This is a genomic window from Mycobacterium sp. SP-6446, from assembly GCF_001954045.1.
Classification (GTDB): Bacteria; Actinomycetota; Actinomycetes; order Mycobacteriales; family Mycobacteriaceae; genus Mycobacterium.
Window position 1 is genome coordinate 40,825 of the sequence record NZ_MBEM01000169.1, and the last position, 14,275, is coordinate 55,099.

The window sequence follows — 14,275 nt, forward strand, 5'->3', positions numbered from 1 at the left end:
CGAGTATCGACAGAGGGGCACGCTGTCCGTGTGCATGATCCGTTCAGAGCTGGGCTTCCGGGCCGCTAAATGAAGGGAAATGTGAACGAATTTTGGGTTGGTATCACAGCCGAGGAGCTACACCAGGTTTGGGACGGTCAGCTTCAACCCATTCCGCAGGAGTTGATCCCGGCTGCCGTGTCGCCCGAAGTGCGTCGGCTCCTGACGGAAGTGGGGCTGCCGACCGCGGAGGTAATGGGGATCAATTTCGTGTTCGACAGTCGGCTTTCGAGCACGGTGTCACAGAACGGGCACGACTATCTTGCGGTCACCGATACCTGGCCCATACCTTTTGCCGTCGACACGCAATCGGACTGGGTGGTCGAGTTCGACCAGCACGACCCGGAACATACCCGGTTCTTCAACACCGACCTTGCGACACTGATCTTGTTCCTGGGCCGACTGTGGCGCGTCACCAGCCGGGAAACTGCTTCCGAAGCGCTGGCGGATTTGGCCGAGATTAGATTGGCACTGTGCAGCGTAGATCCCGCGGCCATGGCGGAGGGGGCGGCATGGTGCCTTTGGTTGGACGATCTCGAATCGCAGATCAGATAATCCCATCGGTCACCCATGTGCTCTGGGCGGAGAACCGGCCGTGCCAGACGTGGCCATCCCGAACGACTTTCCGCCTTGCCACCCGATCAACAGTCCCCCGAAAAGTGGACTTCCAGGCCTGGGCTTGGCCCCGTTTGGTGGGCGCAGGGTTAGGCGGGGTCAGCTTGCGTTGGATTGCGCCGCCAATGCGTGTGCTGTCATCCTGAAGCCATGGTGCAGTATCGCGATCCCGGGCCGATTGTCTTCGATGCTGTCATCGAACGTCCTGATGGCCCAGGAGCCTACGTAACGTTCCCCTTCAATGCGGTTGACGTGTTCGGTGTGCGGGCGCGAGTGCCGGTCAAGGCGCGGTTCGATGACATCGTGGACTACATCGGCTCACTGGCTCCTTACGGCGGTCAGCATCGGCTGGGTGTGCGCAAGGATATCCAGAAGCCTTTGGGTAAGACCTACGGTGACAATGTCAGCGTCAAGTTGGTCCTCGACATCGGCCGGGCTGACGTGGCCGGTCGCGACTGAGCCGGACATGTGGGCTCAGGCGGCTTGTGCCGTCCGGCTGAGTCCGCCTTCGAAGTCAACCGGGCTGACCATATCGATCGACGAGTGGCGACCCGTTGGCTGTTTTCTGGGTTCGTAAGCTGCCATGTCTAGCCGCTGGAGTCCTTGCGAGTTGATTTGGATCGGTTCAACGGTGGCAGGCCCGCCTGTGCCGGTAATCGTGGTGGAACCGGTGCAGGCGTCGTAGGGCGCCCCCGAGGGGAGCGGACGCCCATCGGTCGGTAGGGTCGCCGAACAAGGTTGTGCCTCTGGGTTTTGCGGCCGCACTAGTAGCGATCGGTTGCAGGGCCAGAATTCGGTGCAGCCCAAAGCGATTTGATCCGAGCGCCCAACTCTGCCGACTGCGTTAAGCCCGCGGTATCCCTGGGATTGTGAGCCTCTTACCGGGGAGCAGCCGGTTGGAGTTATTGCCGATCGCCGCATAGTTGGCGGAATAGAGTGCTTCCCAGTCGATTCCGAACCGCGCAGCGATTCCGCTGAGCGTGTCACCCGGTTGGACTATGTATCGCGGCGGCTGGTTTGGGGACCCGCTGGGGATTGTGAGATTCTCATCGGGAACGAGCTGGTTGGAGTTGTCGCCGATTACAGCGTGGTTGGCGGAATAGAGTGTTTGCCAGTCGGTTCCGAACCGTTTAGCGATTCCGCTGAGCGTGTCGCCGGGCTGGACTATGTAGCGAGGGGCGGCGGTCGGCGGCGTGGGCGCCGGACTGGTTGGCGGTGGCGTGGGGTTTGTCGGGTGTGGCAGGGCCGGCGTGGTATGTGTGGCGATGAAGCTGTTGGGCCATCGGTAATCGGTCGGGACTTCTTTGGGGCGTTTTTTGGCGCGCATTGCGCTGCCTTCTCGGGGCTGGCTGTTGCGGACGTCGCGTTGTTGGGCTTGATCCAGTTTGTCCTGCTCGGCTCGGTGCCGGACGGCGAGTTGGTCGCTCTCGTCGCGCTGTCGGCCCGGTAGCTCGTCGCGCTGATTCGGATCGACTGTCTGCTGTTGTTCGCGGTGGGTTTCGGCGAGTTGCGCGGTTTCGGCCCGCTGGCGTTCGGCGAGAATGTCGCGGTCGGCTTGCAGCCGGTGTTGCTGCATCGTTTCCCACGCCTGGCGACGCCATGCTTGGCGGCTGTCGTGTGCCAAATGTTCGTTGTGGGAGAGGTTTTGGTTGTGCGGCACATCGTCGTCGGGCGTTAGGTGCGAGAGGATGTGCGTGGGTGACGCCTCGGCGGGCGATGTGGGCGCGGGTTCGCTGGTCGTCCGGCCGGTGGCATCGGTGATCGTCGACGAACCGTCCGGGTGAGTGGTGACCGTGTCGCCGCCGGGAATGACGCGGGTAGTCGTGAGCGCACCATTGTCGTTGTGAGTGACGGTCACCGAGCCGTCCGCCCCATGCACCGTCACACGATCCCCCACGCTGGTGGTGGTGGTGACCTCACCAGCAGCGCTGCTCGTCGTCGCTGTGGTCGCGCCGTTACGCTCTGTCGCGCGGGTGCCGTCGGCCGCTGTGATTGTCGTCGACCCGTCGGGCGCAGTCGTGCGAGTCTCCCCGTTCTGTGCCGTGATGGTGGTGTAACCGCCGCGGCTGGTCTTTTCGACACCGTCGGCGGTGCGTGTGGTGACGGAGTCGTCCGGGCCGACCGTGCGGGTGGCGGGCCTGCCCGGGGCGTCGGTGGTTGTGGTGGTCACGGTGGCGCGGCCGGAATTGTCGACGGCGGTGGTGACGAGGTGGCCCGCGTCGTTGCGAACCGTACCGACTCGGGGCTTGGCTGGTGTTTCGGCAGTATCTGGTGTCGCGCCGAGCTCTCCGATAGAGCCGCGGGTGAAGCCGGTCGTCATGCTGCGGCTGAATCCGCCGATTAAACCTTGGGCGCTCCAGTCCCCTGGACTTACCTTGCCCGTGGTGACGAGATCGAACACGACATTGGAAAAGACCGTGCTGCACTCGTTGCCGATCGCGCCCGCGAACACCCCGCGAATGCCCCCAGCCAGTCCGCGCGATGTGTCGGCGCCGAGGCGACCGAGGAACTTGTCTGCAGCGGCGCCAGCGAAGTTACCGACCGGGACCGCGACGAAGCTGGTGCCTGCGACGGCGGATACCACGGAAGCGCCGAGCTCATCGAAGTTGAATCCGCTGCGGCGCTCCAGCACCGGGTCGGCCTGAGCGATTATGTCCTGGGCAGCAACGAACTTCACCGTGGATGGCGCCTTTTCCCAAGCCAGTTTCGGGAAGTACGACACGGCCTTGGCCGTGCTTTCACCGGCCGACTCTGCTATCGCGTCGTAGATCACCCCGCCAAGACGTTCGACGCCGTCGGTCACCGGCGCGGCCAATCCGGAGACTAACCGCCCGCCGGCGCGGAAGACATCCAGGAGCGGCTCGCAGAACCGCTCGATTTCCAGGGCTGTCTGGCGCAACAGCCATTGCAGGTAGATCCGGGTACTGCCGATTTCCTCGGCATCGGCCATGGGTGCAGTCGGCGGATACAGGGCCGACGTCGTCAGCTCCCAGGCCAGCAGCACCAGCGACGCCAGGATCATTACTTTGAGTTCGCGGATCTTGCTGCCGGTGCTGTTGGCTGCATCGACCACCAGCGACATTTGCCCGGCCAAGTCCTCGAGCGAACCGTCGCCCGTTGCAAGTCCATGCAATGCCGCCCGGATGGCATCGCCGCCCGCGCCTTCCGGGTAGGCGTGTTGCGTCGCACTGATCGCGGTGCCGACATTTGGTTGGGCGGATCCGTCTGGTAGTAGTGCAAGTATTCGGTCGCGCGCCGCAGACCAAGCGTCGGCAATCGCCCAGTAGTCGTCCTCATCCTCTTGCGGCCAGGGGTTGCCCGCGATATAGCCGACCCAGTCGAGTTCCGGCGGAAGATACAGTCCCATGGCAGCTAAGAGCGAGGCACCCGCGCACGCAACTCGGGGATGTCTTCGATCAGCTCCGCGATGGTCGGGATCGCCGCCGGGCGCTGTTGTACGGGCGCGATTAGCTTCCGCACTTGGTCTTGAGACGTGGCTGCTGCCTCCCGAGCGGCCGTCAGCACAGCCGTGACGATTTCGTCGTAATCGAGATCGTTGATGTCGTCGGAGAAACGCAGGTCCACTAATGCGCCGTCGGCGTTCACCTTCACCGCGACGCGATCACCGGCGGCGTGGGCCTCAACAACGATCTGGGCGCGTTGCTCCTGCGTGTGCTGGACGCGCTCCAAGTGCTCGGCGAAGCCATCTATGACTGTTGAAAGGCGCTCCCCAGCATGGTCTTCGCTCATCGGCCGATCCTCGGTTCCGGTTCGCCGTCCGTTATGGCCCATGCGTTGGCGGCGGTAGACATGGCCGAGGAAAGGTGGTCGAGCGTCGTGGCCAGGTTCTGCGTGCTTTGGAACAGCTGATTTTTCGCGGCGAGGTAACCATTCGCGCCGCCTGCGAACGTCCTTCCGAAACTTCCGTTCTCCCACGATGTTCCGCGGCTCGCCAATTCAGAACCCAGATCATCGAGGATCATCCGTACAGAGTCCCGCGACGCTGACACATCGGCCGCCGCAAGACGCAAGAAATCGGGGTCGACCTTGAGATCCATGCCGTCAGGGTGGCCCACGGGCCCGAGGAAGTCGAGATATTCGATCATCACGATTCGCAGGGAATGTGAACTGTCCCGGGTCCTTAACCCGTGATCGCATGCCCGGCCGTCGACGGCGTAAACGTCCCCGGACGAAATCCAATGCAGCGGTTCGACCCATCGTGATCTTTTCCCACAGTGGCGGCTCTACAACTTTCGGATCGAGTAGGCGTCGTCGGCGGCGCCGCACTTCCACTACCGCCCCCCGGGTGCCACCTATATGCCACTGCCCCAACAAGTTTCATTGATATAGGGGGATTGTTGCCGGCTTCGTCACACAGATGATCTCAGTGACTGCGCTGCGCACATCTCACACCAGCTCGAACGAAATCTAGCCGACGTGCAACCCGGCCTCCCAAAGTCGTAGATACGCTGCGTATCACCGCGCGGATGCACTAAAGGGATAGTTCGCACGGCGGGTTGCCGGTGGGCGTCGGGGATGTAGGCGCTGACGGGTGGATGGCGCGCGCTAATTCGCACATTCCCCAATGTTGTTGAGGCCGTTGAATTCCTGTGATTTGTCGAAGCGGGCATGTCTCAGGGGCCGCTGCGGAGAAGGTGCTTTGGGCTGCGCCGTCCGGCTGGGCGCGGTAGGGGTGTTGATGGATATCGGTATTCCACCGGGTCTGCGGTGGGTGTCGTACCTGGTGGGGTCGGCGTGGCCGACCGGTAGTGAGTCGGCGATGTGGCGGATCGGGCTGTGTTGGCAGTCCGCAGCAGGGGAACTCGACGGCCTGATTCCGGAATTGGAGCGGGTGCGCGCGGCGACCCGGACGGTGTTGTCCGGAGAAACGGCGGCCGCCGCTGACGAGCAGTTCGCGTTGTTGTTTGCCGGCGATTACGCGGCGGACAAGCTGGTGGCCGCGGAGCGGGCGATCGGGGAGTTGGCCGACAACCTGGGCACGCAGATCCAATATACGAAACTGCAGATCCTCGCCACGCTGGGCATTGCGGCGGCCACTATGGCCTGGGCAATCACGTTCGCCAATTTGACCGGGGGTCAGTCGCTTGCCGAGATCCCGGCGGCCGAGCGGGCAGCGACGTCGGCGATCCGGGAGCTGGTGGCGGGCGTGCTAGATCGGATCGGCGCCACATTAGCCCGAGCATTGTCGAACACGATGGTGAAAAGGTTGGAGACCGAGGGGCTGCTCTCCGCTGGATTGGGGGCGGCCCAGGACGCCGGGATCCAGGACATCCAAGTCGTCGATGGGCACCGCGGCGGTCTCGACGCCGGCCAGCTGATCGACAGCACATGGTCGATGGCGATCGCCGGGCTGGCCGGCGGTCTGATCGGGTCGGCCGCGGGTGAGCTGGTTGATCACGACGGGGAGCTGTCAGAGCGTGTGGCCAAGGGCGCGCTGGTCGGTTTGGTTTCCGGGATCGGGGCCAACGCGGCCGGCGCTTGGGCCGGCGGCGGTGACGTCACCATGGGCACACTTTTGGGTGCGGGGCTGGGGATGGTGCATGGGGGCACGCAGGGCACCCACATCGCAGTAAAGCCGGCCCTTGCCAAGCTGATCGCCGCGAATTTTGGGACCGATGACCTTGCCGAGCTCATGGGGTCGCGGGAGCCGAGTACCGCAGGCGGCATCGGCGGCGGGATACCTACCGCTGCGCGCGCCGACATCCACGCCGCTGGATCCGATCGCGCTACCCCCGGTGCGCCGCGAGAAGCAGCCAGTGCCGGCACGCGTGCCCGCCAAGCTGATCCCACCGCCGATGAGTTGCCGGACGCTGCCGCTCCGGCTATGAACCCGCCCGACGGATCCACCGCTCAACGGCATGGGCCGGGAATTGAGGCAGGCGACACCGCACCCGCGTGCGTTGAACTGAGGACCGCAGAAGGAACCACCGAAGGAAGGCTGGATCGATCAATCACCGCGCCGGAGGCCGGATTCGGGCGTGCCCGCGAGGCGGCGAGCCCCACAGTTTTCGACCTATCGGAACCGTCCAAAATCGCGGCACCGACCCCGGAAAACCCGGCCGCTTTGGACCGAACCTCGGCTCCGGCGAGCACTTCGCCGTCGGAGCATGGTCTAAATTCCGGCTCGCGAAGCCTGGTCAGCGATGTTCGAGCTGATCTGAGCGAATCGTCGAGCGCCCAGGAGCCGGCGGCACGGTCGGTCGGGATCGCTGCCACCCTTCACGTTGACGCCGCCGCGCAGGCCGACGCGGGCATCCAGCCTCCGCGCGACGCTCACGGCCAACTAGCTTTGCGCTCAAGCGAATCCGGCCACATCGAAGGCCGCCCCGATCATGGTGACAATCCAGGCGGGCGGTTCCCGACCGTCGTCGCAAAAGTTGTGCAGGATCCGCCAGCGACGTTAACCGCGCGCCAGCGCGACGTGATGACGCGGCTGGCCGGCGGGCTCACCACCCGAGAGATCGCCACTGACCTTGGCATCGGTACGCGCGCCGTGCATAACCTTGTCAAACGCGTCTTCGCGTCCTTAGGCGCGAAAAACCGCATCGAGGCAATGGCCATACTTTACGGGTACGGACTGCTCGATGCGTCATTGCACCCTGATCCGCCAAGAGACCTGCACGCGCGCATCGCGACGCTATCCGAGCATGAGCGCGAGGTGCTGACGCTGGTGGCCCAGGCGGAAACCAACGGAGAGATTGCCGCGCAGTTGCACATCAGTGAACACGCAGTGGGGCGAGACGTCTGGCGCATCATGGCGAAGCTAAGGGCACGGACTCGGATCCATGCCCTAGCGATGGCCTGGGAGGGTGGGCTAATAGCACCGACGCGGCAAGAGCCTGACTTCCAGCATTCTCCGGCGGGCTCACCAGACAGCTCCCATGTAGCAGAACCCCGCGACAGTAAGGCGCCCCACGAGTCCGGCGCGCGTCCAAACTCACCCGAGAACACGAAACGCGACCCCGAGCGTGGCGACAAGGTAGCGGGTCGGGATGCGACCGCTGGGACCCTGGTGTCGGGCCCGCTCCAGCTGAGTCCCGTTGAGCGTAAGGTCATTTTGCTGTTGACTGAGGGGAATACAGAGAAAGAGATCGCCGCCCGGTTGGGCATCAACGAAGGAGCGGTGAAAGCGCATGCCGAGCATCTGCTGACTAAGCTGGGTGCACGCAATAACACCCACCTGGTCGTGACCGCTTACCGGCATGGCCTGGTCGATCTGGGATCCCCGGCGGACGTCACGGAAGTCGTGCAGAAGCGCTTGGCCAGGTTGCCCACCCGCGACCGCAAGGTGATTTCGCTGCTGGCCCAGGGACTTACCGAAAAAGAGGTCGCCGATCGAATGGGTTTGGGTTTTACCGAGCGCACGGTGAACCTGTGCGTCGAGCGCTTGCTGAACAAGCTGAATGCCCGCGGTCTCACCCATCTGGTGGTGGTCGCCCACCGCTGCGGCCGCATAGACCTGGGTTCACCGACCGACGCACTCGAAGGCCGCGAGGAGCGCCAGCCCAATCTCACCGTCAGTCAGGCCCAAGTGATTTCGTTAATTGCTGAGGGGCGCAGCAATATAGAGATCGCCGGCCAGCTGCACATCAGTGAGCGCACGGTGAAAACCCATGTCCGGCAGTTGCTGACCTTGCTGAGGGCACGCAACCGCACCCACCTCGTGATGGTCGGTTACCGGCATGGCCTGCTCGATCCGGGATTGCCCGCCGACGTGCCGGACGTACAGAGGGAGCTATTGGCCAACTTGATGCCGCGCGAGGTCGAACTGATGAGGCTGTTCGCCGAGGGGTACACCAACAAAGAGATTGCCGATCGACAAGGTTTCGCGGACGCACACACCACGACTTTGTACGTTTGGACGTTGCTGGCCAAGCTAGGCGTGCGCGATCGTATCGAGCTGGTCGCGCTTGCCTATCGAAGCGGAGTGGCAGCAGCGCGGGAAAGTCGGCCTGGCGAGCGGGAATTGGCGACGGGCTCGTCGGCCACCGCCCGGGCCGAATCGGCAGCCGAGGATGCCCAGTCCATCGCCCCGGCTGAATCGCGATCGCCTCCGCCGATAACTCTGCGGCGGCTGACCGAGCGCGAGATGCGGGTAGTGGGGCTGCTTGCTGAGGGGCTCGACGATGACGAGATCGGTGAGCGGGCGAAAATTGACCGGGCCGAGGTGGATACCGAGCTCAGGGGCGCCGCTGTGAAGCTGGGCGCGCGCACGCGCGCTCACCTGGTGGCGATGGCCTATGACCGCGGCTGGGCGTCTGCGCCGAAAGTCATAACGGGACAGGTGGTGCTGACCGACCACCAACGGGTGCTGATTGCGCTGCTGGCCACCGGAAATAGGGTCCAAGACATCGCCACGCGATTCGGCGTGCCCCTTGACGTCATTGAATCGTGGGTTAGTGGCATTCAGGTGAAGCTCGGCGGACGCGACAATGCAGGGTTGGTTGCGAGCGCCTACCAACTAGGCGTGTTGGCCGTCCGCTCCGGGGACTGAGGCGCGACGAGGGTGTGGGCCAACGCCGAAGTGACGTGTGAGAGGGCGAGATTTACCACGTGATGATGTTGGTGTTGGTCCACCGGATGCCGGTCTCGTTGTCGGGGTCGGGTTGGCCGTCGGTCGCTGAAACTTGGAGGGTGCCATGGGCGATGAGGGTCGGGAGAGCGGCCACGAGGTCACCGAAAATGTCTGCCGTGTATTGGAAGTAGCTCGCCGTCCCGTCCGAGTCGATGACGCGAATTGTGACGCCATGTCGGGGCAAGAAACCGTGCCCGGTGACCACCACTTGCGGCGGTTTCACCGAGGTAGTGATGTTGGGTCCGTCACGGCCGGAGGTGACCGGCGACTGTGCGTCACCGCCGGTCATCTTTATCCGCCACGTCCTGTTGACCACCCGCGCGAGGTTCGGCACGTCACTGTCTGCACCATGCGCACCGCCTATCGCAGCTTCTGGCCGATTTGCCGGGCGGCACAAACGACAAGGTCCTTGAGGCCCAACGGCAGGGTGGGGGCAACGACCAGCGCGGTAACCGCGGCAGCACATCGCCCGTCGGGACGCCACACCGGCGCGGCAACCCAGCGAATGCCTTCGGTCGCTCCCTGATCATCCGTTACGAACCGACGCCAGTCCCGCCAGCCGGACCGCAGTTCCAGCCGTTGGCCGGGCGGGATGGCAGCCTTTGCCCCGCCGTCGGTTGTCGCCAGCAGCACTCGCGCCACCGCGGTGTGTGGGACTGCGTCAGCGCCCAGATCACTTGGAGGCAACCAAGATTGACCCGGGCACACTGCGGCGGTGACCAGGTGGGCTCGTCCCTCGTGCAGCACGTAGACCGCAGCGGCCGTGTGCGCTTGCGCCGCAAGAGTGCGGACCGGCTCGTAGGCTGCCTGCCGCAGCTGCGGGTCGGGTTGCCAACACTGGCCCAACCGGGCGATCGTCGGTCCGACGAAGTAGCGCTGCTTGACGCGTTGGGCCGCACCGATACTGATGAGTTGCACGGCGAGTCGGTAGACGGTGGCCTTGGGTAACCCGGTCTCGCGCGCAAGGTCTGTCAATCCGAGCCCATTTTCGGCACGACTCAGCACGTCCAGGAGCGTGAACGCGCCCTCCAGAACGCCCCGACCACAGCCCGCTGTTGTGGGCGCGGCGCTGGCCACCACCATCTGTAAACCATAGACCTTTATGGCCCAACGCCAGAGCCGTTAACGGACTATGTCGATAAAGAATGGCTCATCACGCCGATGACGCCGAATGCGACCCGTCACCGGCCGGTCCGCTCAGCGGACCGGCACCTTGTTCGCGCGAACCTATATGCGTGCAATTGCACTGGCGCGCAATACAGGTGAGAACGAATTCGGACAACCATGACACAACCGATTCCAACGCGGGCGGGGAGCTATAGCCATGACAGCGCTAAACGTCGACTTCAGCCAAAAAGGCCTTGCCTACTTCCCCGCTTCGGCCATTTACTGCACGTACTACCTCCGGGATCACGGACCGCGCAGCCATGACAGCTGGCAGGCTCTCGCCCAAGAACTCGACACGTTTTGCGCGTCCAAAAGCTTCTCGACTGTCGTCCTGCTCGGTGTTGGCTTCGAGCTATGGGACGCTTGGGCCAAGCCCCAAAACGGGTCTCGGCCCAAGGGTATGGGGAGCAAGGACACGCTCGACAAGTACCATGCTGCGTTCGCCAACACCGGCGGCGACCTCTGGTTCCACATCAAGTCCGACTCGCCTGTGGACGCCTCCGGCGCCCACGACATCATCGAGCGGCATCTCAAGGATGCGGTCTCCAAGCCGCCGATCGTGGTCCGAGCGGAAAAGAGAGACGGCGGCAAGGTGCTGGGAGGACGCTTCGCCGATGGCCTCGAGAATCCTGCTGACGCCGAAGATCTTTCGGCCCGCCTGGTCATCGGCCTCGATGACCCGGCCCACCGGGGCGGTGCCTTTCTCATCACACAGAAGTTCGTGCATGACTGGACCAAGCTGAACGCGATGACAGAGACGCAGAAAGCCAACTTGATTGGCCGCGATCTCCACCAGCGCATTGTGCCTATGGAGGACGCGTCGAGCCACATCAAGCGGGTGCGCCAGCTCGATGGCGAGCGGGTCAACTTCCGGGTGCTCCGCCAAGCCCTCCCTTATGGTCGCAAGAAGGACAACAAGGCGAACGAGGAGGGAGTCTTCTTCGCCGGATACGCCCAGTCCACCCACGCGATCGACCGGATCCTGAAAAGCATTGCGGGCCATCAGGACGGATTCATCCAGGACTCGCTATTCGCAGCCACCCACGCCGACCAGGGGTCCTACTGGTATGTACCCAGCCTGAAGGAGTGCGGCCTGGTACCGGGGAGCGGCAACTCCGAAATCACGATCAACGAGTACTTCAACGTCCGCAGCTCCAACGGCTTTCTGTATTACAACGCGCGCGACTACCAACACAAGATCCGCACATCGCGCGCGGTCGAAGATTGCCCAATCAGCAACCGCATCCTCACCCTACTCAACATGCAATTCTCCCGCTGGCAGGACACGTGGTATAAGCGGCGCGAGACGCCGCCGCTGGGTCACCTGAAGGATCACCTGGCCGAGGACGAGCGGCAGCTCCTCACTTCCTCCGTAACCTTGCGCAAGGGCAAGGCAATTCAGCTGAGTCTGTCGAAGGTGCTCATCAGCCCGGAGTACAGCAAGCGGGCCAACTTGATGCGGATCGACCCGGACGAGCTGATCGTCGGGAACATGCCGCAGCTTTCCCTGGGGATCGGCTCGCAGGTGATGGAATACCTTTCGGAGGACGAGCGGATCACCGGCTTCTTCGCGGGCCTCAACGAGTACTCGGCCTGCGGTCACAACGCGCCGGATTACCCCCTGCTCATCGAGAAGGGGATCGGAGCCATCACCAAGTCGTACCAGGACAGGCTGCGGACCGCGCCGGCGGACAAGAAGGACTTCTACCAATCCGTTGTCTGGTCGCTTGATGGTCTGCGGGCCTTCATCGAGGCCTATGCGACTCTCGCGCACAAGATGAGCAAGGACGACCAGTTCAGCGAGGCGCAGCAGACCGGCCTTCTCGAGATCGCCCAGCGGATGAAGCGCCTGGCGCACGAAAAGCCTGCGTCGTTCCTCGACGGCCTTCAGCTGGTGTTCATCACCAACTGTGCGCTGCACCAGACCGGAGAACCGCATTCGATCGGACGGCTCGATCAACAGCTCATCGGGCTGCTCGAAGCCGACCTCAAGCGCGACGCGCTTACCGAGTCGTCCGCTCAGGAGATGATCGATGCGTTCTGGCTCAAGATGGATGAGACGGTCCTTTACAACTATCGCCATCTAAACGACTACCTGAACTACGGGACGGGGGCCGTCTTCTACTCGGCCGGGAACTTCCCGCAGGGCGCCGCGATCAACCAGTGGGTTCAGCAGGTCACAGTCGGAGGCTACAAGGCGAACGGAGCCAAGGAGCCAGAGGACGCGTCGAACAAGATCACCAAGATGTGCTTGCGCTCATCGCGCAGATTGCCCCTCAACGCACCCTGTCTGTCGCTGCGGGTGCACCGGAAGATGAGCCCCGACCTGTTTGAGGAGGCGGCCAAGACCGTGCTCAGCGGCGGTGCGCACCCGATCATGCTCAACGACGACAAGCTGGTGCCGGCCATCGCCGCTTGCGGCCCGGTGGCGCTTGCAGATGCCCGCAACTACACCTGCGATGGCTGCTACGAGCCGGTGATCGTCGGGAAGACCGAGTGGGCATTCAGCTACGTCCCGTTGCTGCCCATGGTGGATTACACCCTGAACCAGGGCTGCAACATTCAGGGTGCCGGTCCCATCAATCTGCGGGGTCTCAAGTCGTCCTGGAACTCCCCGCCGCCCGAGACCATCAAGAGCTTCAAGGAGTTCCTGAGCATCTTCTTCACCCACTGGAAGTGGGCGATGAGCGGCTTCTTCAACACCCTAATGAACAGCTATGGGAGCCTGGCGAATTACTGTCCCAGCCCACTGTTCTCGGCACTGCTCTCGGACACTCTCGAGACGGGACGGGACCTGACAGAAGGCGGCGCCAAATATCACATCGTGGCCCCAATGCTTTGCGGCATCGCCGATACCCTGGACTCGCTCTACGCGATCAAGCGCCTGGTCTACGACGAGACCTCGGCTCGCTGCTCGCTGCCGCAGCTGCTGCTCTGCCTCCAGTGCGACTGGGGCAACGACATGAAGATGCCCTTCTACACCACCATCGAGGGTGCGATTCGCCGTCACGACGATGCTCAATTCTTCCGGCAGCTTCGAGAGTATGCACTGGCCCTGCCGAAGTTCGGGATCAATGCCGACCCGGAGCTGGCGGATCTGGCCCGCGAGGTCATCGGAACCTGCACGACAATCGCCCACGACGCGCTGCGCAAGCCCTTGCCCAGCACCGCCGGCGGCTACACAAAGTTGCAGGCCGAGTACGGAACCCCGGAGCGCCCCTTTGAGTTCACCGTGACCCCGGGGGTGGGCACGTTCGAGGACAACGTGGGCCTCGGGATGGGCTTCGGGGCGTCGGCCAATGGCCGGCGAAATGGCCAGCCAATAGGCGCCGATTTCACCGCGATGCCATGGCCCCCGGACCTGCCAACGAACCCACGCAACGTTAATGCGTTCGAGGCACTCAAGGTGTGGAACATCGCGGAGATCAGCCATGGGTTGGCGAACGCCGCGCCTAGCGATCTGAACATCGCCGAGGATTTCCCGTTGGACAAGCTTACCGAGCTGATCTCGGAGTTCTCCCACAGCAAGCTCGGCTCGAACATGATCACGATTACCTGCGCCGACCCCGCGACCTACGAACAGGCGGCGGAATTCCCGGAGCGCTACGACCTGCTGCGCGTCCGGATGGGCGGGTGGTCGGAGTTCTTCATAGCGATGTTCGACTTCCACCAGCAATACATCCAACGCCGCCCCTACTACACGTCGAGCTAAGCGCCGTAGGAGGAAGCAATGGCGAACTATGACCGAGACGCTCGCATCGCCCGTTCGCACACCAGGAGGAGCTCCCGGACCAGGAAACGATGGCGGGGCTATGGAATCTCTTCACGCAGATCGGGAAGTGTTGGGCAAACGACGCA

9 protein-coding genes are annotated in these 14,275 nt (G+C 63.4%); 4 read left to right on the plus strand and 5 right to left on the minus strand.

Annotated elements, in window-relative coordinates:
- Positions 1 to 81 precede the first annotated feature (81 nt).
- Together A5736_RS15345 and A5736_RS15350 are read left to right on the plus strand one after the other, a co-directional pair.
- A complete protein-coding gene (locus A5736_RS15345; RefSeq protein ID WP_175611294.1) occupies positions 82 to 594 on the plus strand; it encodes an SUKH-4 family immunity protein in 513 nt (170 codons plus the stop codon).
- Between the two features lie 210 nt (positions 595 to 804).
- Positions 805 to 1,113, plus strand: a complete 309-nt coding sequence (locus A5736_RS15350; RefSeq protein WP_076247134.1) for a DUF1905 domain-containing protein — start codon at positions 805 to 807, stop codon at positions 1,111 to 1,113.
- Positions 1,114 to 1,498: 385 nt separating this feature from the next.
- Here the strand turns inward: A5736_RS15350 and A5736_RS15355 are convergent, their stop codons facing one another.
- Genes A5736_RS15355 through A5736_RS15365 form a run of 3 tightly spaced genes read right to left on the minus strand, consistent with a single transcriptional unit; the run spans position 1,499 to position 4,760 of the window.
- On the minus strand, positions 1,499 to 4,021 hold the full coding sequence (locus tag A5736_RS15355; RefSeq protein WP_076247136.1) for a LysM peptidoglycan-binding domain-containing protein: 2,523 nt from the start codon (positions 4,019 to 4,021) through the stop codon (positions 1,499 to 1,501).
- A gap of 5 nt (positions 4,022 to 4,026) precedes the next feature.
- The gene (locus A5736_RS15360; protein ID WP_076247138.1) at positions 4,027 to 4,404 is read right to left on the minus strand and encodes a YbaB/EbfC family nucleoid-associated protein; all 378 of its coding nucleotides are present in this window, start codon (positions 4,402 to 4,404) and stop codon (positions 4,027 to 4,029) included.
- Positions 4,401 to 4,760 (minus strand): WXG100 family type VII secretion target, encoded by a 360-nt coding sequence (locus tag A5736_RS15365; RefSeq protein WP_076247139.1) that lies wholly within the window; start codon positions 4,758 to 4,760, stop codon positions 4,401 to 4,403. Before A5736_RS15365 ends, A5736_RS15360 begins: the two co-directional genes overlap by 4 nt.
- A gap of 674 nt (positions 4,761 to 5,434) precedes the next feature.
- Here A5736_RS15365 and A5736_RS27100 point away from each other — a divergent pair.
- A complete protein-coding gene (locus A5736_RS27100) occupies positions 5,435 to 9,169 on the plus strand; it encodes a LuxR C-terminal-related transcriptional regulator (protein WP_175611295.1) in 3,735 nt (1,244 codons plus the stop codon).
- Between the two features lie 52 nt (positions 9,170 to 9,221).
- On the opposite strand, the gene A5736_RS15375 is transcribed toward A5736_RS27100, so the two are convergent.
- On the minus strand, positions 9,222 to 9,584 hold the full coding sequence (locus tag A5736_RS15375; protein WP_139333335.1) for a hypothetical protein: 363 nt from the start codon (positions 9,582 to 9,584) through the stop codon (positions 9,222 to 9,224).
- Positions 9,585 to 9,610: 26 nt separating this feature from the next.
- On the minus strand, positions 9,611 to 10,333 hold the full coding sequence (locus A5736_RS15380; protein WP_076247145.1) for a helix-turn-helix domain-containing protein: 723 nt from the start codon (positions 10,331 to 10,333) through the stop codon (positions 9,611 to 9,613).
- Between the two features lie 241 nt (positions 10,334 to 10,574).
- On the opposite strand from A5736_RS15380, the gene A5736_RS15385 reads away from it, so the two are divergent.
- Entirely contained in the window at positions 10,575 to 14,129 is a 3,555-nt protein-coding gene (locus tag A5736_RS15385) for a Dyp-type peroxidase (protein WP_076247147.1), read from the plus strand.
- Positions 14,130 to 14,275 lie beyond the last annotated feature (146 nt).